General features: G+C 63.2%; 16 protein-coding genes. 4 read left to right on the forward strand and 12 right to left on the reverse strand.

Annotated elements, in window-relative coordinates; genetic code table 11:
* Window positions 1-35: 35 nt before the first annotated feature.
* Together AB4851_RS13995 and AB4851_RS14000 are read right to left on the reverse strand one after the other, a co-directional pair.
* Window positions 36-2,876: a penicillin acylase family protein gene (locus AB4851_RS13995; RefSeq protein WP_414447702.1), complete on the reverse strand. Its 2,841-nt coding sequence runs from the start codon at window positions 2,874-2,876 to the stop codon at window positions 36-38.
* A 508-nt stretch (window positions 2,877-3,384) separates the two neighbouring features.
* Complete coding sequence (locus AB4851_RS14000) at window positions 3,385-3,876, reverse strand: Fur family transcriptional regulator (RefSeq protein WP_414447703.1); 492 nt, start codon at window positions 3,874-3,876, stop codon at window positions 3,385-3,387.
* Between the two features lie 169 nt (window positions 3,877-4,045).
* Between AB4851_RS14000 and AB4851_RS14005 the strand changes: the two genes are divergently transcribed.
* Complete coding sequence (locus tag AB4851_RS14005) at window positions 4,046-4,645, forward strand: nitroreductase (protein WP_414447704.1); 600 nt, start codon at window positions 4,046-4,048, stop codon at window positions 4,643-4,645.
* 96 nt (window positions 4,646-4,741) lie between these two features.
* Here AB4851_RS14005 and AB4851_RS14010 read toward each other — a convergent pair whose 3' ends face one another.
* Window positions 4,742-6,484: a cyclic peptide export ABC transporter gene (locus AB4851_RS14010; RefSeq protein WP_414447705.1), complete on the reverse strand. Its 1,743-nt coding sequence runs from the start codon at window positions 6,482-6,484 to the stop codon at window positions 4,742-4,744.
* A gap of 435 nt (window positions 6,485-6,919) precedes the next feature.
* On the opposite strand from AB4851_RS14010, the gene AB4851_RS14015 reads away from it, so the two are divergent.
* Together AB4851_RS14015 and AB4851_RS14020 are read left to right on the forward strand one after the other, a co-directional pair.
* Window positions 6,920-7,189 carry a hypothetical protein gene (locus AB4851_RS14015; protein ID WP_414441842.1) on the forward strand — a complete coding sequence of 90 codons (270 nt, stop codon included), beginning with the start codon at window positions 6,920-6,922 and terminating at the stop codon, window positions 7,187-7,189.
* Window positions 7,176-7,373 (forward strand): hypothetical protein, encoded by a 198-nt coding sequence (locus tag AB4851_RS14020; RefSeq protein ID WP_414447706.1) that lies wholly within the window; start codon window positions 7,176-7,178, stop codon window positions 7,371-7,373. Before AB4851_RS14015 ends, AB4851_RS14020 begins: the two co-directional genes overlap by 14 nt.
* A gap of 113 nt (window positions 7,374-7,486) precedes the next feature.
* Here AB4851_RS14020 and AB4851_RS14025 read toward each other — a convergent pair whose 3' ends face one another.
* The gene (locus tag AB4851_RS14025; protein ID WP_414447707.1) at window positions 7,487-9,001 is read right to left on the reverse strand and encodes an acetyl-CoA hydrolase/transferase family protein; all 1,515 of its coding nucleotides are present in this window, start codon (window positions 8,999-9,001) and stop codon (window positions 7,487-7,489) included.
* Between the two features lie 430 nt (window positions 9,002-9,431).
* Between AB4851_RS14025 and AB4851_RS14030 the strand changes: the two genes are divergently transcribed.
* Window positions 9,432-11,423: a gamma-glutamyltransferase family protein gene (locus AB4851_RS14030; RefSeq protein WP_414447708.1), complete on the forward strand. Its 1,992-nt coding sequence runs from the start codon at window positions 9,432-9,434 to the stop codon at window positions 11,421-11,423.
* Window positions 11,424-11,577: 154 nt separating this feature from the next.
* Here AB4851_RS14030 and AB4851_RS14035 read toward each other — a convergent pair whose 3' ends face one another.
* From AB4851_RS14035 to AB4851_RS14070, 8 genes are all read right to left on the reverse strand, one after another.
* On the reverse strand, window positions 11,578-14,301 hold the full coding sequence (locus AB4851_RS14035) for a hypothetical protein (protein ID WP_414447709.1): 2,724 nt from the start codon (window positions 14,299-14,301) through the stop codon (window positions 11,578-11,580).
* A gap of 14 nt (window positions 14,302-14,315) precedes the next feature.
* Entirely contained in the window at window positions 14,316-15,104 is a 789-nt protein-coding gene (locus tag AB4851_RS14040; protein ID WP_414447710.1) for a hypothetical protein, read from the reverse strand.
* Between the two features lie 245 nt (window positions 15,105-15,349).
* Window positions 15,350-16,159, reverse strand: a complete 810-nt coding sequence (locus tag AB4851_RS14045) for a hypothetical protein (protein WP_414447711.1) — start codon at window positions 16,157-16,159, stop codon at window positions 15,350-15,352.
* Between the two features lie 20 nt (window positions 16,160-16,179).
* Window positions 16,180-16,971: a hypothetical protein gene (locus AB4851_RS14050; RefSeq protein WP_414447712.1), complete on the reverse strand. Its 792-nt coding sequence runs from the start codon at window positions 16,969-16,971 to the stop codon at window positions 16,180-16,182.
* Window positions 16,972-17,122: 151 nt separating this feature from the next.
* Entirely contained in the window at window positions 17,123-18,502 is a 1,380-nt protein-coding gene (locus AB4851_RS14055) for an HlyD family type I secretion periplasmic adaptor subunit (RefSeq protein ID WP_414447713.1), read from the reverse strand.
* A complete protein-coding gene (locus tag AB4851_RS14060) occupies window positions 18,499-20,295 on the reverse strand; it encodes a type I secretion system permease/ATPase (protein ID WP_414447714.1) in 1,797 nt (598 codons plus the stop codon). The genes AB4851_RS14055 and AB4851_RS14060 overlap by 4 nt, the downstream gene beginning before the upstream one ends.
* On the reverse strand, window positions 20,295-21,644 hold the full coding sequence (locus AB4851_RS14065) for a TolC family protein (protein ID WP_414447715.1): 1,350 nt from the start codon (window positions 21,642-21,644) through the stop codon (window positions 20,295-20,297). The genes AB4851_RS14060 and AB4851_RS14065 overlap by 1 nt, the downstream gene beginning before the upstream one ends.
* 144 nt (window positions 21,645-21,788) lie before the next feature.
* Window positions 21,789-21,920 carry a hypothetical protein gene (locus tag AB4851_RS14070; protein ID WP_414447716.1) on the reverse strand — a complete coding sequence of 44 codons (132 nt, stop codon included), beginning with the start codon at window positions 21,918-21,920 and terminating at the stop codon, window positions 21,789-21,791.
* Window positions 21,921-22,076: the final 156 nt, after the last annotated feature.

Consider the following 22,076-nt stretch of genomic DNA (forward strand, 5'->3'; position numbering starts at 1 on the left):
GGTTGCGCATCTCGCGCGGCCGGCCCTTCGTTGCGCTATCGGCCGACCTGGCTTTCGTGCACCCCATCGCGCTCGATCGGCATCACCAACCGCGTCACCGTCAACGCCGGGTCCGCCGCGATCTCCCCCGCCTCGAACGGCATGCGCAGCCAGCGCCGCTCGGCGTAGCGGCGCGTGCCGTCGGCGAAGTGCGGCGACGCTGGATCGTCCGATTCCGAATGCGCGAGCAGCGTATGGGCCTCCGCGCCCTGCGCGCCGAACGTCACCACCTGCAGATAGCTGTTGCCGCCGATCGTGTCGGCCGAGATCGGGTCGCGCGCGCGGCGCTTGCCGTAATCGCAGATCGACGCGAAATAGCCGACGCCCGCGCAGCCGCCGTACAACGGCACCGGTTCGCCGTTGCGCGTCAGGTAGAGCGTTTCGCCGCGCGTGGCGTCGAGCGCGTAGCCCGCGTCGGTCACGGCCAGGATCGCCGCGCCGAACGCCTGCGCGACGGCCGGTTCGTCGGCGCGCAAGCCGGCCGGCGTGTTCTGCGGATCGGCCGGGTCGAACGGCTTCGCGTACAGCTTCGCCGCGTCGATCTTCTCGGCGCGCGCCCAGAACTGATCCCATAAATAAACGCCGCGCGCGTCGCGGTCGGCCACGCCGTTCCAGGCGCGCAGCGTGCGGCAGGCCTCGGCCGTGTCGGCCATGCGCGCCGGATGGAACACCTGCCCCGTCAGCGGATCGCGGTCCACACGCAAGCGCCCGCTCGCGCACACGCGATCGAGCACCGGCCGCTTGAACAGCGTGGCGCCGAGCGTGTCGCCGTCGAGTGTGAAGCGTTGCACGTCGGTTGCCGTCAGCCGCGTGCGCACTTGACCCGGCCGCAGTTCTTCGCCCGGCGCGGTGCGCTCGGCCAGCGCCAGCCCGAGCCGCGCGCGCATGTCGAGCGGCGCGACGCCTGTGCCCATCACGCGCGGGAAGCCCGTCAGCGGCTCGGCAGGATTGGCGAGCCAGTAGCTGTTGTTCATGTTCGCGACGAAATCGCGCCGCAGCAGGCCCGGCATCGCGGCAGCCGGCAGCGATCCGGCCTGCGCCGACGCGCCGCTGCGCTGCCAGTCGCATTCGCCGCGCGAACCATCCAGGAACGGCACGCCGGGCAGCCTCGCGTCCACCGCCTTGCCGATCGGCGGCGTGCAGCGGTCGGCCAGCGCATCGGGCACGTCGGGCACGTTGCCGATATCGGCGAACCAGACTTGCGGATCGCGACGGCCGATCGCCAGCGTGTTGACCCACGGCATCGCGGCGGACGCCTTCTGCGTGGCGATGAAATCGGGCAGCGAACGCGCGCGGCCGAAATCGAGAAAGGTGCGGAAGATGCGATCGTTGCTGCTGTTGGCGTCGCGAATCGCGAAGGCCTGGGTGTGCGTCCAGGCCAGCTTCGGCGACCACCCGGAGAGATCCACCACCGGCCCGTAACGCGTCGCATAGAGCGTGCGCGCGACGGTGGCCAGCGTGCCGTCGGGCTTGCGCACCGACACCGTCAGCGGCACGCGGCGCATCGTTTCGCGCTGGCCGTCCACCCAATACGCGGTGGGGTCGTCGGCGGCCAGCTTCAACTGGAACAGGCCGAAGCGTCGCGCGCCGGACACGGTGTGGGTCCAGGCGATCTCGTCGTTGTAGCCGATCATGATCACCGGCACGCCGAGGAACGACGCGCCGCCCACGTTCAGCTTGCCGGGAATCGTCAGTTGCGCCTGATAGAAGCGGTCCGGGCCGCTCCAGAACCAGTGCGGATTGCCGAACAGGATCGACGCGCCGCCCGTGGCGTCGCGACCGAACGCGAGCGCGTTGCTGCCGATGCCGTAATGGCCGCCGACGTGCAGCGCGTCGGGATCGAGCGCGGCGAGCGAGTTGGCGGTGGCGGCATCGGCATGCGTGTTCGTCGGGTGGCTGGCCCGGTTGGCGGTGGCCGCCTCGGCATGCGCGTTGGTCGAGTGGCTGGGCGGGTTGGCCGTGGCCGCCTCGGCGTGCGCGTTCGTCGAGTGGCTGGCCGGGTTGGCCGTGGCGGCCTCGGCATGCGCGCTGGGCGGGTGGCTGGCCGGGTTGGCCGTGGCCACCTCGGCATGCGCGTTCGTCGAGTGGCTGGCCGGGTTGGCGCGCGTGCTGCCGTCCGCACGCAGCGGCGCGTCGGCCGAGGGCGGATGCGCGCTCGCGATCGCCGACACGAAATGCGCCTCGCCGCCGGCCAGGTTCGCCGCGTAGAGGCGCCGATAGATGTCGGCGTCCGTAATCGACGACAGCCACGGTGCGTTGCGGCAGGCCAGATGCCGGCCCGGCGCATCGCCCGCGCGCACTTCGTCGAGATAGCGGTCGTAGCCGGCCGCGAAGCCGCGAATCATCCGTTGCAGCGCGTCGGGCTGGCTGTGGCGGTAGCGCTCGATGGTGCCGGCCGAATCGACCAGCCGGAAGAAGAAATCGGAATCGAGATTGCTCGGCGCGCCGAGCGTGGAGCGCGTGGCCGGCTTGGCGCTCGCGCCGAAATACCGGGAGCGGTCGCCGCGATAGGTCACGAACGCCTCGGCCATCGTGCAGAGGTTGTCGCTCGCCTGCGCGTAGCCGTATCCGTAGCCGAGCGCCTGCCAGTCGGCGGCCTCGATGTGTGGAATGCCATCGGCCGTGCGCCGGATCAGCACCGTGTCCTTGCCGGCCTGGGCGGTTGAGGCGGTTGAGGCGGCCGCCTGCGGCGTGGTCGAACCCGGCGCGGCGCACCCTGCCTGGCCCAGCGCACCGGCAAGGCCGACCGCCGCCGCAAGCGCCGTGATGCCTGCGCGCCACGTCCGGCGGGATCGGCCGGCTGCTGCGCGCCACTTCGTCGAAACTGAAAACACCATGCTGTTCAATCCATTGCTTGAGGCTCGGAGCCAGCCGCCGCGCAACGCCCTCGCCGCGCGACATGCGGCCCGGAGCCGGTGATGTCGATTGCGAAGCGCCGGCATGCGAACGCGATCCCGTCGATCCCGGGCGCACCGTGAAGGAACGCCGGACCGGCCAACTTCGCCCTACCCCCGATTCGGAACACGTCGATCGACGTCGATTGTTGTGGTGCCTCGCCAGACATGCCGGACATGCGAGGCGCGGCGGTGACGCGGCGGGCAGGCCGTGCGCTTCGTTGTGGTCGCAACGATGTCGCATTCGCGCGGCCTGCGCCGTGGCTGGCGGCAGTAGCTGTGCCGTATCCGCGTTGGCGTATCGGCTGCACCGCTCAAGCCGTGCCGTATTGATCGTGCCGGGTCGCGATCCGGCATGCCTGTCGGCTGCACCGTCCCAGCCGTGCCGTATTGCTCGTGGCGGGCCGTAATCCGTCGTGCCTATCGGCCGCGCCGTCCCAGCCGCGCCGTATCACTCGTGCCGAGCCGCGTCGAGATCGTCCGCACCGTCCCACGCGGCCTCGCCCGCCAGCACCGGCCTCGGCTTCGGCCGGCACTGCGCGCAATAGCCGTGCAGCACGAGGTGATGGCCGGTCAGCAGATAGCCGAGCGCGTCGGCCGCCGCCTTCTCGCGGCCGTCGATCAGCGGGTCCGAAAACTCGTCCACCTGGCCGCAGCTCAGGCAGATGATGTGGTCGTGCCGCTTGCCGTCGTTCAGTTCGTAGACATGACGATTCGAATCGAGCGTGCCGCTCGTCAGGATGCCGGCCTCGACGAACTGCGACAGCACGCGGTACACCGTGGCGAGCCCGATATCGATCTTCTCGGCCACCAGATGCCGATACACATCCTCGGCGCTGACATGGCGCGGGCGGGCCGCCGCGAAGAATTCCAGCACCTTCACGCGCGGCAAGGTCGCGCGCAGGCCTGCTCCCTGCAATTGTTCGAGTACCTGCGTCGGCATAGGCAAATTGTCGAAGGTTCGGAGATGACCGGCCGCCCGCACTGAAACGGCCGGCGCATGGCGCCACGCGCACCCTCGCCACAATAACCGACAAAAATGCGAATGAGAATCATTTGCACAAATCGCAACACTTGCGCATCATGTTGCGATCTTGCCCAACGGAGCCAGCATGAACACCACCGCATCGAACCCCGGCCTTGCCTTCATCGACACGCTGCTGTCGCGTCAATCGCACTACGGCCTGACCGAGCCCGCGCCGGGCGGCCACGAACTCGACCTGATCCTCGACACCGCGATGCGCGCGCCCGACCATGCGCAACTGCGTCCGTGGCGTTTCGCGCTGATCCGCGACGAAGCTCGCATCGAGCTGGCCGAGGTATTGATCGAGCTGGCCGCGGCCCGCGAGCCGCAACTGTCGCCGGCCGATCTCGAAGCACGCGGCAACGCCGCGCAGGCCGCGCCGCTGATCATCGCGGTGGCCGTGGCGATCCGCGACGATGCGGGCATTCCGGAAGTCGAACAGTTGCTCTCGACGGGCGCTGCCACCATGAACCTGCTGAACGCCTGCCACGCACTGGGCTACGGCGCGTTCTGGATCACCGGCGACGACGCCTACGATCCAAAGCTGCCGCTCGCGCTCGATTTCGAGCCGACCGACCGCCTGCTCGGCTTCCTGATGGTCGGCACGCCGGCCTCGCAGGATGCGCCGCCGCCGCGCCCGTCGCGCGCGAACCATGTGCGCGAGTGGCTCGGCCGCGCATCGATCTGATCGTTTTCGACTGATGACCGGAGCCGCAGGCGCGGCCCGGTTCGCACCATAAAGCCACGGCCCGCCCGGTCACCCCGGCGGGCCGTTTCGCTTGGGTCAGTGCGCGCGTGCGCCGCCTTCGACGGCCGCCACGCCTTCGAGGCGCTCGGCCGCCGTGCCGCGATCCTCGTAGACGAACTCCGAACCCTTCGACGACTGGATGATCTGGCCGCGCTCAATACGGATCACGCGATCGGCGACGTGGAAATAACGGTCGTCGTGCGACACCACGATCAGCGTCTTGCCCTGGCGCTTCAGTTCCGGCAGGAACACCGTGTAGAACACGCGGCGGAACGTCGGGTCCTGGTCGGCCGCCCATTCGTCGAACATCATCACCGGGCGCTGTTCGAGCATCGCGTGCACCAGCGCGAGCCGCTTGCGCTGGCCCGTGGACAGATCGATGGTCGAGAACACGCCGTTCTCGATCCTGACCTTGTGCGCGATCTCCAGTTGCTCCAGGTAGGCCTGCGCGCGTGCGATCAGCGCCGCGTCGTGCACCACCAGATCCTCGAACAGGTGGTAATCGGCGAACACCGCCGAATAGAGCTGGCGGTAGGCATCCATGCGCTCGGCCGGCACCGGCTCGCCGTTCAGCAGCAACTGGCCCTGCCCGGCTTCGTACAGCCCCAGCAGCAGCTTGATCAGCGTGGTCTTGCCGCTGCCGTTTTCACCGATCACGAACACCATGTCGCCGCGTTCGATCTTCAGGTCGATGGGCCCAAGCCGGAACGGCGGCTGGCCGCCGACCGGCGGGAATTCCCAGGCGGCCTGACGCAGTTCGATCTCGCGCAGGTCGGCGAACGGCGCGGGCGGCGTGCCGTCGAGCAGCCGCGCTTCGCGATTCGCGAATTGCGCCGTCAGTTCGGCGATGCGCTGGAACGAGATGCGCGCCTGGCTCAACGCCGGCAGGCTGCTTGCCAGCGTTTCCACCGGACCGCGCACGTAGAGCAGCACGATCACGAAACCGCTGACCACTTCCGGCGACACGCCCAGACGCTGCTGCAACAGCAGCAGCACACCGATCACGACGAAGAACAGCGTGGTGACCGACGCGCTCGCGCCGTAATACAGCCGCATCGCCTTGATCTTCAGTTCGGCCACCTCGTCGGCCGCGCCGGCCAGGCGCGTGCCGAACACGCGCTGGCGGCGGTCGCGGTTGATGCGCAACTCCTTCGCGCCCTCGGTGATCGCGCGGTATTGCTTCTGCAGCTCGTCCTGCGCGCCGCGCACGCCCCGGTAGTACTGCCCCCACTTGAGGCTGGCGTACTGGTTGATCAACGCGCCGATCACGATCGCCACCAGCGCGATCAGGAACAGCGGCACCGACAGCACCAGCATGTAGGCCACGCAGCCCGCCGCCACCGCCGCTGCGACAGCGACGTTCGGGAAGCTGAAGGTCATCGCGCTGACGGTTTCCACGTCGCTGTTCAGCGTCGAGAGCAGACGGTGGGTTTTGTAGCGTTCGAGCTCGGCCACCGGCGCGCACACGATGCGCGCCGAAATGTCCTTGCGCAGCGCGGCGATGATGCGCTGGCCCGTCACGCTGTTGCCGATCCCGGCGATGCCGTTGCACAGCAGCGTGATCACGCAGAGTGCGACGAAGGTAACGGCGGTTTTCTCGCCGAGGCCGCCCGGCGCATGCAGGCTGGCATTGATCACCGACAGCAGCCAGGCCGTGCAAAGGCCGCCCGCGATGCCCAGCAGCGTCGCGCCGAGCGTGATCGGCAGGTACGGCCGAAGCAATTGCAGCAAGGTGCCGCCGTAATGTTCGCGCGGGGTGCCGCGCTTGTCGCCAGTCATCGGTAGTTCCTCGGGTGTGTGATGCGAGCCGGCGCGGCGTGGGTGGCGACGCCGGCGAACAGGAGCCGGCCGACGCCCGCCGAACGGGCCTGCGGCACAGCCTACCGCGATGCCGGACCGGTGCGAACCGCTCTCGTTTGCCGGCCGCGCCGCCCGGCCTACTGCCGCCTTGCCGGCGCCTCATCGCGATAATGATTCTTATTTGCAACGCGCGAATGATATTAGGTGCCGCCCGAATTGGCAACCGCCCGGGGCTGCCGCACCTGCGGTTTGCCGCGTGCGGCAAGGCTTTGCGCGGCGCTCGGGCGGCTCGCCGAGGGTGCGGGATCGGCCGTTCGGCCAGTTTCATCCGCCCCCGTTTGTTCCGGGTTGTGTCGCCTCAAAATACTGGATATATTTACAGCACTGTACTGATAACCAGTATCGAGGTGAGCAATGGAACATCGGGTTCGAATCGTCAACGATACCGATCGCCAGATCCTTGCGTGGCTGCGCAGCCAGGCCGGCGACGAACGCGTCGCACGGGCGCTCCACCAGCTCGGGCGCACGCGTAAGCCTTACGTATCGGCACTGTGCCGTTATCTCGGCCTGCGCCCGCCGGTCACGATCCAGCGGCCCGCGCGCCGCGCCGCCACCGATCACTCGGTCGGCGATCACTACCTGGCGCTGATTCGCCAGCATCTGGCCCATCATGCGGCCCGTTGAGCCGAGCGCCGGCTGGCGCATCTCGGCGGCCACCGCCGCGGCCTCGCGCGGCAGCGGCGCGTTGCGGCGGCGCGCGTTCGTGATTGGTGAGCCGGCACGGCACGCGCGTCACGTCACGGCGTATCGCGGCGCGCAGCGTGCCGAAGACGAAACGGGCGAAGCGCTCGAAACCGGCAGCGAATAAACGCAAAGGCCGCCCGCAACCTTCAGGTTGCGCGGCGGCCTTTTGCCGATGGAGCCGGCCCGCTGGCGAACGGCATTGCGCCGTCCGCCCGGGGTTCCGGCGGTCTGCCAGCCTTACGGCTTCATCGTGCCGGTGCGCACGAAGCGCTCGTGCCACGACAGCGCCTCGCCGAGCAAGTGCGGCGTGTGCTTGCCGAAGCTCTCGCGGCTCGCGCGCTCGAAGTAATCGGCCAGCATCGGGCGGAAATCCGGGTGCGCGCAGGTGTCGATGATCTTGCGCGCGCGCTGGCGCGGCGACAGCCCGCGCACGTCGGCCAGGCCCTGCTCGGTCACCACCACGCCCACGTCGTGCTCGGTGTGGTCCACGTGGCTGGCCATCGGCACGATCCGAGAAATCGTGCCGCCCTTGGCCGTGCTGGCCGACATGAAGCAGGACAAATAACCATTGCGCGCGAAGTCGCCCGAACCGCCAATGCCGTTCTGGATCTTCGTGCCCATCACGTGCGTGGAATTCACGTTGCCGTAGATATCGGCTTCGATCATCCCGTTCATCGCGATGCAGCCGAGGCGGCGCACGAGTTCGGGGTGATTGCTGATCTCCTGCGGGCGCAGCAGGATCTTCGAGCGGAACAGCGCGATATCGTCGGCGAAGCGCTTCACGGCGTCGGGGCTCAACGAAAGCGCCGTGGCCGAGGCGAAGCTCAGCGTGCCGTTCGCGAGCAGGTCGAGCATGCCGTCCTGAATGACCTCGGTGTAGGCGCTCAGGTTCGTGAAGCCACCCTCGCCCAGCCCGGCCAGCACGGCGTTCGTGATGTTGCCCACGCCCGATTGCAGCGGCAGCAGGTTGGCCGGCAGGCGGCCGCGGCCGATTTCGTGGCGCAGGAAATCGATCAGGTGGCTCGCGATCAGCTTCGAGGCGTCGTCCGGAGCGTTGAACGCGTTGCTGCGGTCGGGCGCGTCGGTTTCCACGATCGCGATGATCTTCTCGGCCGCGCAACGCAGGTACGGCTCGCCGATGCGGTCGTCGGCCGACACCAGCGGAATCGGCTTGCGGTTCGGCGGCAGCGCGGTGCCGTAATAGATATCGTGCATACCGTCGAGGCCGAGCGGCTGGCGCGAATTGACTTCGAGGATCACCTTCTTGGCCTGATCGAGCCAGGTCTTGTTGTTGCCGACCGAAGCGGACGGAATCAACAAGCCGTCCTCGCGAATGCCGGCCACCTCCACCACCGCCACGTCGATTTCGCCGAACAGGCCGAACCACGCGTATTGGGCGACGTGGCTCAGGTGGATGTCCTGATAGTCGAGCTCGCCGGCGTTGATCTTCTCGCGCAGGATCGGGTCCGATTGATACGGCAGGCGCATCGAGATGCCGTCGGCCTTGGCCAGCGCGCCGTCGAGTTCGGGCGCGGTGGAGGCGCCGGTCAGCACGTTGATCCGGAAATCCTCGCCGCGTGCGTGCGCGGCCGAGATGCGCGTGGCGAGTGCGGTCGGCACGGCCTTCGGGTAGCCGGAACCGGTGAAGCCGCTCATGGCGACGGTCATGTTCGGGGCGATCAGCGCGGCGGCTTCATCGGCGGTGCGCACCAGCGAGCGCAGGGATTCTGCGTGGATTCGGGATGTGGACATGGCGAGATTCGAACGGGGGTGTATTGGTATCGCGTCGAGCGGCGCCGCGGCGGGGTGTCTCGGAAGCGGCGCGTGGCCTGGCGGCTTGCGACAGCGGGCCGAGGGCAGGACACGCCGGGCAGTATCGCAGAGGCCCCTGCACGCATAGATGAGCCGCCCTGCAAAACTGCATTGCCGGATTCACGCGATATTTAGTGCTCAACATCGTTTAACGCGAGGCCAAAACGCGCACCGTGCGGTGCCACGCATTCATCTATCGGCGGCGGGCCAAGCCATCGCAAAAATCGTGTCGCATCCGTAAGCCCATGTTGGAATACGGAAAACTGCCCGATTGCAAATTGAAATATTTCCGGTAAGGATCGATTCGCGTGTGAGGCCGATTGCCACGGCGAACACGCGCCATTCCAACGATATTTCCTACCGCGAACCGATGACCCCTCCCAAACTTCTGCCGTACGTGTCCGCCGTGTTGGCCGCCGCGTTGATGAGCGCCTGCGGCGGCGACACCGAAACCGCCGCGCCGGCGCCGTCCCAAACCACTTCCACCGACACCACCTGCCTCGCGATCGACAGCAGCGGCTCGACCTCGGTGGTCGGCTCGAACCAGCCCGGTGACCCGTCGCTGCCGGAGCCGGCCTCGGGCTATCGCAAGGGGCTCAAGCCGATCGTCGCGAAAACCTACCTGGTCACCACCTCGAACGCCTATGCGAGCGCGGCCGGCTGTGCGGTGCTGCGCAAGGGCGGCTCGGCGGCCGACGCGGCGGTGGCCGTGCAGGCCGTGCTCGGGCTGACCGTGCCGGAAGCCACGGGGCTCGGGTCGGGCGGCGTGCTGCTCTACTACGACGGCCGCGCCAAGACGCTGCAAGCCTACGACGGCCGTGAAACCGCGCCCGCCGCCGCGACAGAAAACTACCTGCGCTACGTGGACGACACCAGCGACCAGACCGTCCCGGTGCCGAGCGCACGCGCCAGCGGCCGCTCGATCGGTACCATCGGCGTGCCGCGCCTGATCGAATTGCTGCAGCGCGACCACGGCAAGCTGCCATGGCGCGACCTGTTCGGCGATGCGATCTCGCTGGCCACCAACGGCTTCCCGATCGGCGGGCGGCTGGCCGCCGCGATCTCGGGCAACACCGCGAGCCTGAAGCGCGACGCCGAGGCCGCCGCCTACTTTCTGAACGCCGACGGCACGCCGAAGGCGCTCGGCACCGTGCTGAAGAACCCGGCCTATGCCGATGCGCTCACGCAGATGTCGCAAAACGGCGCGAACGCGCTTTACACGGGTGCGATCGCACAGGACATCGTCGCGAAGATCGCCACCACCACCGGCGCGGACGGCTCGAAGATCACCCCGGGCAAGACCACGCTGGCCGACCTCGCCGCCTATCAGGCCAAGCGCCGCGACGCGATCTGCACGACCTATCGCGGCGCGTATTGGGTATGCGGCATGCCGCCGCCGTCCTCGGGCGGCATCGCGGTGGCCTCGGCGCTCGGCATCCTCGAGAACTTCGACCTGAAATCGATGGGGCCGACGGCGCTCGATCTCGAGGGCGGCAAACCGGGCGTGCAGGCCGTGCACCTGATCACCGAAGCCGAGCGGCTCGCCTACGCCGACCGCGACAAGTACGTGGCCGACACCGATTTCATCCCGCTGCCCGGCGGCAGCGCCGACACGATGCTGAACAAGCCGTACCTGAAGCAGCGCGCGGCCCTGATCAGCACCGCCAAGAGCATGGGCACCGCGCTGCCCGGCGACCTCGGCGCGATCCCGCTCGGCGTGGACACCACGTTGATCGAGCACGGCACCAACCAGTTCACCATCGTCGACGGCGACGGCAGCGTGTTGAGCGCGACCACCACGGTCGAATCGAGCATGGGGTCGTTCCACATGACCCACGGCTTCCTGCTCAACAACCAGTTGACCGACTTCTCGGCCAGCCCCACCGATACCGGCGGCGCGCTGGTGGCGAACCGCGTGCAGCCGGGCAAGCGCCCGCGCAGCTCGATGGCGCCGACCATCGTGTTCAAGGTCGCGGCGGACGGCTCGAAGGGGGATTTCCTGATGGCGACCGGCTCGCCGGGCGGCGGCACGATCCCGCAGTACGTGCTCAAGACGCTGGTCGGCACGCTCGACTGGGGCCTCGACGCGCAGCAGTCGGCCGGGCTGATCGATTTCGGCGCGAGCAACAGCCCGACCACCACGGTCGGCGGCGAGCATCCGAACGTCGACACCAGCAACGGCGGTGCGAACGATGCGCTGCTCGTGGGGCTGAAGGCGCTGGGTCACACCGTGTCGACGTCTGCGCAGGCCAGCGGCGTGAACACCGTGCTGCGGATTCAGCAGAACGGCGTGGCGTTGCTGCAAGGTGGGACTGATCCGCGCCGTGAGGGCGTGGTGCTTGGGGATACGTTTACGCGGTGAATGTGAAACGGGGCGCGGTGCCTGTCAGACGACAAGCACCGCGCCGCCCGCCCACCTCGCCTCGGGGATGCGATTTACCGGTGTAAGCCGATCGACCTTCAACACAGGTCAGCGTTCAGCCCGAGACATGCCTTCTTCAAACGCATTGACGCGATTAGACTTGAAAACTCCAAATCGCGTGGGCAACGGGGAAGCCACTGCCGCCAGGAATATAGATGGCATTGTTTTGGATCAAGTGTCCGTCGCCAGTGTATTTGGAACTCGCTGTCAGATACCCAGACGAATCATAATTCTTGGCGTTATATGAACCATCGTTGTTGTACGAGAACTTTGAGAACCCCGTAAGGTTGCCCGTTCTCGTGCTAAATCGATCAGCTTCGATCTGACGCCCAAGGCCATCAAAGAAATCACGCTCAAACAGCTTTCCTGACGAATATTGATAATAGTCGTAGACGATATGATTGACACCAAAAAGCGCGACCATTTCCTCCGCCCCGTCGAACGTATGTGCGATAAAGCTATTATCGACCGCGAAGTCGTACAGTTTCGTCGCCGTTCCGTTCGAGTAAAAGATATCCCGTGTCTTGAAGCCGCTGGTGTTGAAGGTTGCATATTCGGTCATCTGTCCATTCGCTCCAAACAACGCTCCAAATTGCGAGCCGTCGCTATTAAATACGTGAGAGGCGTAGCTGCCGTCAGCATTGAAGTCGATTTGCTTGTTCGCTTTTCCATCTGCGCCGAAGAAGATATCCTGCGTCTTGACACCGGCGGTATTGAACTTCGCATGCTCGGTGGCCTGGCCATTGACGCCGAACAGCGTCGCGGTTTGTGAGCCATCGGCAGCGAAATCGTACTTCGTGTAGCTGTTGTCGAGGTTGAAGTCGTATTGCTGCGTGGCCTTGCCGTCGGCACCGTAGAAGGTATCGAGCGTCTTGACGCCGCTGGCATTGAACTTCGCGTACTCGGTCATCTGGCCGGTCGTGCCGTACAGCGTCGCTGTCTGGGTGCCATCGGCGGCGAAGTCGTACTTCGTGTAGCTGTTGTCCAGATTGAAGTTGTACTGCTGCGTGGCCTTGCCATTCGTGCCGTAAAAGGTATCGAGCGTCTTGAAGCCGTTGGTATTGAACTTCGCATATTCGGTCATCTGGCCGCTCGTGCCGTATAGCGTCGCGGTCTGGGTGCCATCAATGGCGAAGTCGTACTTCGTGTAGCTGTTGTCGAGGTTGAAGCTGAATTGCTGCGTGGCCTTGCCGTTCGCGCCGTAGAACGTATCGAACGTCTTGAAACCGTTGGCATTGAACTTCGCGTACTCGGTTATCTGGCCGGTCGTGCCGTACAGCGTTGCTGTCTGAGTGCCATCGGCGGCGAAGTCGTGCTTCGTGTAGCTGTTGTCGAGGTTGAAGTTGTATTGCTGCGTGGCCTTGCCATTCGTGCCGTAGAAGGTATCGAACGTCTTGAAGCCGTCGGCATTGAACTTCGCATACTCGGTCATCTGGCCGGTCGTGCCGTACAGCGTCGCTGTCTGGGTGCCATCAATGGCGAAGTCGTACTTCGTGTAGCTGTTGTCGAGGTTGACGTTGTATTGCTGCGTGACCTTGCCGTTCGCGCCGTAGAAGGTATCGAGCGTCTTGAAGCCGCTTGCATTGAAATTCGCATACTCGGTCATCTGGCCGGTCGGACCGTACAGCGTCGCTGTCTGAGAACCATCGGTGGCAAAGTCGTACTTCGTATAGCTCGCGTCGAGGTTGAAGTTGTATTGTTGCGTGGCCTTGCCGTCGGCGCCATAGAAGGTGTCCAGCGTCTTAAAGCCTGCGGCGTTGAACTTCGCGTATTCGTTGATCTTGCCATTCACGCCATACAGCGTCGCAGTCTGCGAGCCATCGGGGCTGAAGTCGTACTTCGTGTGGCTATTGTCGGGCCGGAAATCGTAGCGCTGGGTTTCCTTGCCATCGGCTCCAAAAAATACGTCCTGGAGTTTGAACCCGGTGTGATCGAATTTTGCTTGCTCCTGGATTTGACCGTCGGGATCGAACAGGGACGTCGTCACTGTGCCTTTCAACGAAAGCTCGCCATTTACCATGACCCATCCGCCGTTCAGCAGCGGAATGGCTTTTGTATCAATCGTGAATACCGGCTGGCCATCAACCGTGGAGTTGGTGTACGTGATCATGTCGCCCTGGACCTTCTGCCAGTCGACGAGATTCGCGTCCATGCCGGATTGCTGGAGAATCCAGCAATCCGCATAGTACTGTGTATATGTCAGGTGTTTGGCAATGGACGGCGGCAGCATTCCATAGTACTTGCCCGCAGCATCAACAAATGCCGTGCCTGGATTGGTAAGTATCTGAGCAGTTGCGGATCCCCACGTTATATTTTTGACGTCGATGCCGGCCGACTGCGCTAGTTTATTCAGTTGCAGCGTCAATCGACTGTCGAATAAGTCAGAATGCATGTGACCGGCCGCGCCACCGGTCAACCCCAACTGAAAGGCAACGATGTATTCGGAAAGCAGCGCCACCCCTTCATTGGTCAAGCCATTTGCGACGGCTTGATCAGGACTCAATGCGAGCGAACCACCTATCCCACCCGGTAGTAATGCATGTCCGAGTTCATGCGCGAGCGTAGTTACGAATAAGGTTTCCGATTCGTTCCACGCAGGGTCGAAAAAAATAGTCTTTTTAGAAAAATCAGTATACACCCCATAATTTTCTTTTCCAGTTTTGAAATACCAGTCATCGTGATTTCCATAGGTATTCAGTTCGTCAGCCAGGAACGGTGATTTTTCTGCTGCCGCAACAATCGCGTTATACTTCGCAGAATTTAGACCAAATCCTTTAGCCAATTTTTTAAGAGCATTATTTCCGAGAGCAATCGTCATTTTTTCCACCACATTTAATTATTATTGAGTTCAATGACAATATTGGAAAGGTTGCCGGTCGGATCAAAACTGATGGTTATGATCTTGCACCCCTTATCGTCTACTTGCTGGTATCTCCAGTTTTCGTTTCCGTGAGGCTCTGTCGCTTTAGCCGGGCCGCCGTGGGAAAATAGCTGGGGCGGGAGACGTATAAATTTTTTCGCGAATATGTTTATCGCGTCATCAAAATTCGGCCCATCTTTATCAAGGTTAAAATTCAGCGCTGCGGAAAAAAATCCCGACGAATGAACTTTTCTCCCTCCCACAAACTGAGCTCCGGGAACCGTTCCACCGAAATCCTCTGATACTTTTCTTCTTGAAATTATCGAATCTGGCACGCTACCCATAATCAAAATATGGTGCACCCCGCCATCAACGTCATCGGATATGCTCACCTCTTCTAGGTTGAAAATATTTTTCAGATTGGTTTCGGTATAGAACTTATCCTGCAGCAGGAGATCGCTGTCAAAAATAACCTTGAGATTTTTAGCAAACTCGACGGGAGTTTTCGGCCTGGGTATCATTTGCGTTACCTCTTTTCCGCCTTGCGGGGAAACGGACTGGTTTGTCGGCGAAACGACTTGCCGTGCGGAATTTAGATGGCTCGTTAAAGCAGGAGCCGTCTGCGGCGCATCTTCCGGTTGCAAATAACGCAAACTCCCCGGCAATGCGGTCGGCATGTGGAACACCGGCGCCGGCTGCGCGTAACTTATATTGCTTGCCACGGTGGCGGTCGCCACTGCGGCTGCTGTCAAGGCTTTCATCGGTCTTGTTCCTCTCAAAAACAGCGTTTAACAACCAGGCTACGGAGCTAATAGAATCCGCCCCGAATCGATTAAAAAACCTCTCTTACCGAACCGCTCGAATCTCAGCTGCCACCCGGCGGCAAATCAATCCGCTTTCCCGCACCTCACCACCCACCTAATCCCGCATCGATTTACGAATCCCATCCCTGACCGGCTCAAGCAGATAATCGAAAGCCGAACGCGCTTTTCATTAAGAGCCACCGTCATTTTTCACAACCCTGATTATTATTTTTCTTGATCTCAATAAGGACGCTGGAAAGCACACCAGCCGGATTGAAACCGATGATCACTTCCTTTTCCATTTGACAGCCTACCTGCCGGTATTTCCATGTTTCGTTTCCATGTGGGGCCGTAGCAGCAGGCGGGCCGCCATGGGGAGATGGCTCGTCCGGAAGACGAACAAATTTCTCGGCGAATATTTTTTCGGTCGCACCAAAATCCGGCCCTTCGCCATAAAGGGAAAAATTCAATCCCGCAGAAATTGAACCATTTTTAAGGAATTTTTTCCCACCCACAAAATTCGCGCCAGCTATCGACTCTCCCACGGATTCCGACACTTTTACTCTTGGAATCGCTGCTGCGGGAACGCTGGCCATAATCGAAATCTGACGCTCCCCACTGTCGGCATCATCGAATATGCTGACTTCTTCCAGATTAAAAACATCTTTCAGATTGGCGTCGGTATAGAACGCATCCTGCAGCAGGAGATCGCCGTCAAAAATCACCTTGAGGTTCTCAGCAAACTCGGTAGGATTTTTCGGTCTCGATATCATCTGCGCCCCCCGTTCTCCGCCCTTCTGAGAAACAGACTGATTTGCCGGCGAACTCGTTTGCTGTACAGAATTCAAATGGCTCGTTAATGCCGGAATCATCTGCGGCGCATCCTCCGGTTGCACAAAATGAAGCCTTCCCGGCAACGTCGCCGGCATATCCAACGCCGGTGCCGGCTGCGCATAACTTATGTTGCTTACCACGGTGGCGGTCGCCACTGCGGCTACTTTCATGGCTTTCATCGGCATTGCTCCTCACGACCTTATTTTTTAGTTTTTTTGACTTGAATAAGAACACTGGAAAGACTTCCAGCGGGGTTAAAACCGATGGTAATTGCCCTATCCGTTCGTTCGTCTACCTGCTCAAACTTCCACGTTTCGTTTCCATGAGAGGCCGTCGCTGCGCTAGGGCCGCCATGCGGAGATGGCTGAGGCGGAACAAGAAAAAATCTTTTTCCAAATATTTTCATCGCAGCATCAAAATCCGGGCCGCCTTCGTACATTCCAAAGTTCAAACCACCTCTGATTGACTCTAATTGGTCAGTCCTTCCACCAACAAAATCCGCCCCTGAAGTCGATCCACCGAAAAATTCGGATGCTTTTATTCTCGGGAAAATTTCTTCGGATACGCGCCCAACTATCGAGATACTTTTCCCAGAGCCATCGATTCTGTTACTAACTTTCAAACTCTCTAGATTAAAAATATCTTTTAAATTTACCTCGGCGTAGAACGCATCTTGCAACAGGAGATCATTGTCAAAAATGACCTTAAAATTCCGAACAAATTCAATGGGAGTTTTCGGCTTGGATATCATCCGCGCCACCCCTTTTCCGCCTTTCGAAGAAATAGACTGGTTTTCCGGTGGGCTCGTTTGCTGCGCAGAATTCAAATGACTCGTCAATGCAGGCTTCATCTGCGGCGCATCTTCCGGTTGAAAATAACGCAAACTCCCCGGCAATGCGGTCGGCATGTGGAACACCGGCGCCGGCTGCGCGTAACTTATGTTGCTTGCCACGGTGGCGGTCGCCACTGCGGCTACTGTCATGGCTTTCATCGGTATTGCTCCTCACGAAAACAGCGTTTAACAACCGGGCTGGAACGTTGATCCAAGCTCCTGAATGCATGGCAACCAGCTTTAAAATCGATTTAGTCCCGATCGCCATCCTGCAAATACGAAATCCACGTCCCGGCATTGGGTCGCCAAGTTAATCCCGCATCGATTTACGAATCCCATCCCTGACCGGCTCAAGCAGATAATCAAATGCCGAACGCGCATGCGTGCGGATATACACCTCGGTCCGAAGCCCTGGCCCAAGTGCGATCGGTTCTTTGGCAAGCCGGTTGGCTTTCGCCAGTGCTTGCGCCGGCACCTCGACCCGCACCACGTAGAAACGCGTGCGCTTGTCGCTGTCGGTCAGGGCATCCGCGGAAATGTAGGTAAGCTTGCCGTCGAGCATCGGCGTGGTGCGCGAGTTGTAGGCCGTCAAGCGAACGTCCGCATGGCTTCCTGGCGCGATCTCGCGAACATCGTCCGGCCGGATGTTCGCTTCCACGATCAGCGGCGCGCCGTCGGGCACGACATCGACAATCGGTTCTCGCGGCGCGATCACCGCGCCGATCGTGTGCACCTTCAGGCCGACAATCACCCCCGCGACCGGCGCGCTCACGCGGGTTCGGGCCGACTGATCGCGGGCCGGCAAAAGCCGCTCACCGATCTGAACCGCGCGCGCGGTGGCGTCCTTGAGTTCGTCGTCGGCCGCCTTCACGTAGTCGTGACGCAGCCCGGCAATGCGAAGTTCGAGATCGGTCTGCCGCTGTTTCGCGCGGCTCAAATCGGCGGCGCCGGACTGGACGCGCGAGAGTGCGTCGGCCTCGGTCCGCTGCAAGTCGAGCACCTTCGTTTGAGCGACGAACCCCTCCCGCTGCAAGGTTTCGTTGGTCCTCCGCTGCTGACGCGCCATGTCGTAACTGCGGTTCATCGTCTGAATCAGTTGCGAACTGATGGCGATTTCCTGGCGGGTCTGAGCCAGCTCGGTGCGCAGCATCGCGCTCTGGTCGACGAACGCACGCCGGCGCGCGATGAAAAGCGAGGATTCGCGCGCCAGCAATTCGGCGATGCGCGAATGGTTGCGCTGGCTTTCGAGCGCAGCCGGAAACGTCACGGTATCGTTCAGTTCGCGCTCGGCCGACAGTCGCGCGATCTTCGCCTGTTCCGCATCGGATTGCGCCTGCAACGCGGACAGTTCGGACGCCGGGCCGACGTTGTCCAGCACAATCAGCACCTGGCCGGCCGTCACGCGGTCACCATCGCGGACCAGGATCTGTTTCACGATCCCGCCTTCCAGATGCTGCACCGTCTTGCGTTCGCCTTCGGTGCGCACCGAGCCCTCCGCGACGACGGCACCGGAAAGCGGCGCGAGCGCGGCCCACCCCCACATCAAACCCAAGCCCACGACGACACCAGCCACACCCAAGCCGATCAACCGGCGCGGCAGCGGCAGCACGCGTTCGTTGGATACGCCGGAATCAGGCCACCAGCGCTTCAGGGTTTCGCTCACGCGATGCAAGGACACGAACGTTCTCATCGCTTGCCTTCCGTCGTCGATTCAAGCGTCGGTACCTGGACCGCCTGCAGCGTGGATCGGCTCGCCCGCATCGCAGCAAGATCGATATCGGGCGGCACGCCGCTGGCGTCGTCGGTCTGGCCGGCCCCTGGGCGCGAGCCGCTGTCGACCTTCTCTGGTCTGGACGGGGTGTCGACCTGTTCCATTTGCCCATCCTTCAGCCTCAGGATTCGGTCGGCCAGCGCGAGCAGTGACGGCCGGTGGGTCACCGCGATGAGGGTCATCCCATCGGCCTTCAGCCGGCGCAGCACGCGCTCGAGCGCGGCTTCGCCCCGCGTGTCCAGGCTCGCGTTGGGTTCATCCAGCAGCAGCACGGCGGGCTCCCCGTACAAGGCGCGCGCGAGGGCGATGCGCTGACGTTGTCCGCCGGACAACCGTTCCCCGGCGTCGCCGATCGGCGTCTCGTAACCGTCGGGGAGATTCAAGATCATGTCGTGGACCTCCGCCCGCTGGGCGGCCCGGACGATTGCGGCCGAATCGAGCGGGAGGGGCTTGGCAGTTCGCGCGATGTTTTCCGCGACGGTGCCCGCGAACAACTCGACGTCTTGCGGCACATACCCGAGATACCGGCCCAAGGAAGATCGAGGCCACTGCGCCACGTCGGCGCCGTCGAGCCGCACCGCACCCGCCTGCGGGCGCCAGAGCCCGGCGATGACTCGCAGCAACGTCGACTTGCCGGACGCGCTGGGCCCCGTGATCACCAAGGTCTGGCCCGCAGCCAGCGTGAAATGGATGCCGCGCAGCAGCAGCCTTCCCAGGCCCGGCGTTCGCGACGGCACACTGAACGCGATCTGTTCGACCCGGATTTCACCCGTCGGTGGTGGCAGCGCGATCGGTTCCGCCTCGGCCTGAGCGGCGAGCAGCGCCTCCAGACGAGGCCACGCCTCACGCAGTTCGCCGGCCTGCTTCCAGTTGCCGATCAATTGTTCGATCGGCGCCAGCGCCTTGCCGAGCAGGATGGTCGTGGCAAGCATCACGCCCGGTGTCGCATGGCCCGCAATCACGAGCCACGCGCCCGCAGCCATCGTGATCACCTGAATCGCCTGCCGCAGCCCTTTGGTCAGGTCGCGGTAGAACGCGCTGCGATCCGACACGTCGCGCTGCGCGGCGATGTAGTCGCGCTTGCGCGCATCCCAGGCGCCCACCAGGTTATCCGCCATGCCCAGCACGGTCATGACTTCGGCATTGCGAATGAGCTGTTGGTAAAACGAGTCCGTCTCCCGCTGCCGCGCGAGATAAGACTCGATGCCCTTGCGCGTGAGCCGGTCGTTGACCAGCGCGACGCCAATCAACAACAGCGCGCTGATCACCGCAATCAGCGCCAGCGACCAGTGAAACAAGCCGATGACGACCACGTAGACCACCAGCCACGGCGCATCGAAAAACGCGATGACACCGGACCCCGCGAGAAACGCCCGCAGCGTATTGATATCGCCCTGGCTCGCGATGGCGCGTGAAGGCTGCCGATGAGCGTGAGCGGCAATTTGCGCCTGCAACGCAAGTGCTTCAAGCCGGTTGCCGATCTGCACGCCCAGGTCCGACAAGATCCGGCTGCGGGCGAGATCGACACCCAGGTTCATCCCGAGTGCGATCGCCATGAAGGCCATCAGCATCAGCAGCGTTTGAATGCTCTGGCTCGGCAGCACGCGGTCATACACCTGGAGCAGATAGAGGGTCGGCGTCAGCAGCAACAGATTCGACGCGATACCGAATGCGGCTGCGATCAGCAGATGGCGTTTGACGAGTGGATACATCAATGTGCTCCCGATGCACCGAGGCTCCGTGCAGCAGCGGGCGTGGGCTCGATCAGCAGTGCGTCGAGGGCGGCAAGGTCGGCCTCGCTCAGATCGGCGGTACTCGCTTTCAGCTTCAGCGCTTGGGCGAGCGTTTCCGCACGGGCGCGCGCCAGGTCGCGCTGTGCCCGGTAGCGTTTGTCTCCCGCGTCGAGCACATCGGCGTTCACGCGAACGCCGACCCGGTAGCCGGTTTGATTGGAGCGCCACGCGACGGTGGCCGAGCGCACCGCGCTCGCCAGCGCTTCCGTCTGCGCCAAACCTCGCGTAACGCCCAGATAGGCGTCGTGGGCCGTCAGTCGGGCGCTGCGTTGGGCGTCGTCGAGATCGTCGCGAGCCTTGTCTTCCAGCGCGAGCGCTTCGCGAATCTTGCTGCGGGTCATCAGGCCGTCGGTCAGCGGCAACGAGATCTGGATGCCGATGTAGCCGGAGCTGCCCCGGTTCGCGCCCGTGTAGAAGTTCGTCTGGCCGTTGATATACGCCGCGTTGCCGTTGCTGGCGTTGCCGACCAGCGCGACGGTGGGATAGTCGCCGGCGCGCGCCTTGTTCCGCTCCCGGCTGGCGAGCTGGATCGCGATCAATTTTCGACGCACCCCGTAGTCGGCGGTGGCGGCCGTGTCCATCCACGGTTGCAGGTCCGCGGGAGACACGGGTGGCAAACGCGCGTCGTCGCGCCATCCATCTACCCTGTCGACAGGATGGCCGACCATCTTCTCGAGCGCCGCGTAGCGGGTATCGCGTTGCGTTTGCGCAGCGACTTCATCGGCCCGTGCGGCATCGAAGCTGGCCAGTGCCTCGTTGGTATCCACGATGGTCGCATCGCCCAGCGCGAAGCGGCGCTTCGCGAGCGCCAGTTGCTCCGCGACGGCCTTGCGGTGGCCGATGGCGAGCGCAAAGTCGTCCTGCGCATTCAGTGCGGCCAGATAGGCTTGAGCAACGCGAAGCAGCAGGTCCTGCTTCGCTTGTGCCAACGCAAGATCGGCATCCATCGCGAGGAGCTGGCCTTGCTGCCAGTTTTCCCACGCAGCCCAGTTGAAGAGAGGCTGATTCAACGTGAGCGTGAAGCCGTTGGTCGAATAGCCGGGGATGGTCTGCCCTGGAATCCTGATGCCATTGCGATAGAGAACCTGCTGGATGCCAACTTGCGGCAGCATCCCCGCTCGCCCCTGGGGCGCTTTTTCGATGCCCGCCCGCCAGGCCGCCTCGGCACTTTTGAACGCGGCATCGTGAGCGAGCGCCTCGCTGGCGAGACTCGCCAGACTCGACGCGTTGGCAGCCGTCGCCGAGATGACCATCAGAACGCTGGACATTGCCTTCAGCGCGTTGCGCGCAGCGCGCCGACGACGCTCGACCCTATGATTGGATTCCCGTGACATGCCCCCTGATAACTGCCCGTGCCGGCTGCAAGTGCTCATCGTCTCCCTTTATTTGCGCATCCATTGCAGTTGCGCGTCTTATTTCAAGTCGTCGCGAGTGTATAAAAAGTGGGGGCTGATGAAAATTGGATGTTTCTGAATTTCTGGCGGGCGCGACAACGGCATCTCGGCGAGCGATTCGGCATCGAGCCGCCCGTCGGCGAAGTTCATGGGTTGTCAGCGATTGGATCAGCGGCAGGCCGGGTGATTTCCCGTTGCGCTTTATAGAGGTATTACCGGTAGCACGTTTGGCCGTCGCCAGGCCCGCGTGGGCGGTCCGCGTCGATGTCGCACGACGTTGCGCAGCAGGTCGCCGAGCTGGGCGTG

Origin of the sequence: Burkholderia sp. 22PA0099 (assembly GCF_047497165.1) — a bacterium.
GTDB lineage: Bacteria > Pseudomonadota > Gammaproteobacteria > Burkholderiales > Burkholderiaceae > Burkholderia.

Excerpts from the sequence above, each read along its gene's own strand:
- AB4851_RS13995 (WP_414447702.1), bottom strand. The coding sequence starts at position 2,876 with ATGGTGTTTTCAGTTTCGACGAAGTGGCGCGCAGCAGCCGGCCGATCC.
- AB4851_RS14000 (WP_414447703.1), bottom strand. The coding sequence starts at position 3,876 with ATGCCGACGCAGGTACTCGAACAATTGCAGGGAGCAGGCCTGCGCGCG.
- AB4851_RS14005 (WP_414447704.1), top strand. The coding sequence starts at position 4,046 with ATGAACACCACCGCATCGAACCCCGGCCTTGCCTTCATCGACACGCTG.
- AB4851_RS14010 (WP_414447705.1), bottom strand. The coding sequence starts at position 6,484 with ATGACTGGCGACAAGCGCGGCACCCCGCGCGAACATTACGGCGGCACC.
- AB4851_RS14015 (WP_414441842.1), top strand. The coding sequence starts at position 6,920 with ATGGAACATCGGGTTCGAATCGTCAACGATACCGATCGCCAGATCCTT.
- AB4851_RS14020 (WP_414447706.1), top strand. The coding sequence starts at position 7,176 with ATGCGGCCCGTTGAGCCGAGCGCCGGCTGGCGCATCTCGGCGGCCACC.
- AB4851_RS14025 (WP_414447707.1), bottom strand. The coding sequence starts at position 9,001 with ATGTCCACATCCCGAATCCACGCAGAATCCCTGCGCTCGCTGGTGCGC.
- AB4851_RS14030 (WP_414447708.1), top strand. The coding sequence starts at position 9,432 with ATGACCCCTCCCAAACTTCTGCCGTACGTGTCCGCCGTGTTGGCCGCC.
- AB4851_RS14035 (WP_414447709.1), bottom strand. The coding sequence starts at position 14,301 with ATGACGATTGCTCTCGGAAATAATGCTCTTAAAAAATTGGCTAAAGGA.
- AB4851_RS14040 (WP_414447710.1), bottom strand. The coding sequence starts at position 15,104 with ATGAAAGCCTTGACAGCAGCCGCAGTGGCGACCGCCACCGTGGCAAGC.
- AB4851_RS14045 (WP_414447711.1), bottom strand. The coding sequence starts at position 16,159 with ATGAAAGCCATGAAAGTAGCCGCAGTGGCGACCGCCACCGTGGTAAGC.
- AB4851_RS14050 (WP_414447712.1), bottom strand. The coding sequence starts at position 16,971 with ATGAAAGCCATGACAGTAGCCGCAGTGGCGACCGCCACCGTGGCAAGC.
- AB4851_RS14055 (WP_414447713.1), bottom strand. The coding sequence starts at position 18,502 with ATGAGAACGTTCGTGTCCTTGCATCGCGTGAGCGAAACCCTGAAGCGC.
- AB4851_RS14060 (WP_414447714.1), bottom strand. The coding sequence starts at position 20,295 with ATGTATCCACTCGTCAAACGCCATCTGCTGATCGCAGCCGCATTCGGT.
- AB4851_RS14065 (WP_414447715.1), bottom strand. The coding sequence starts at position 21,644 with ATGTCCAGCGTTCTGATGGTCATCTCGGCGACGGCTGCCAACGCGTCG.
- AB4851_RS14070 (WP_414447716.1), bottom strand. The coding sequence starts at position 21,920 with ATGAACTTCGCCGACGGGCGGCTCGATGCCGAATCGCTCGCCGAGATG.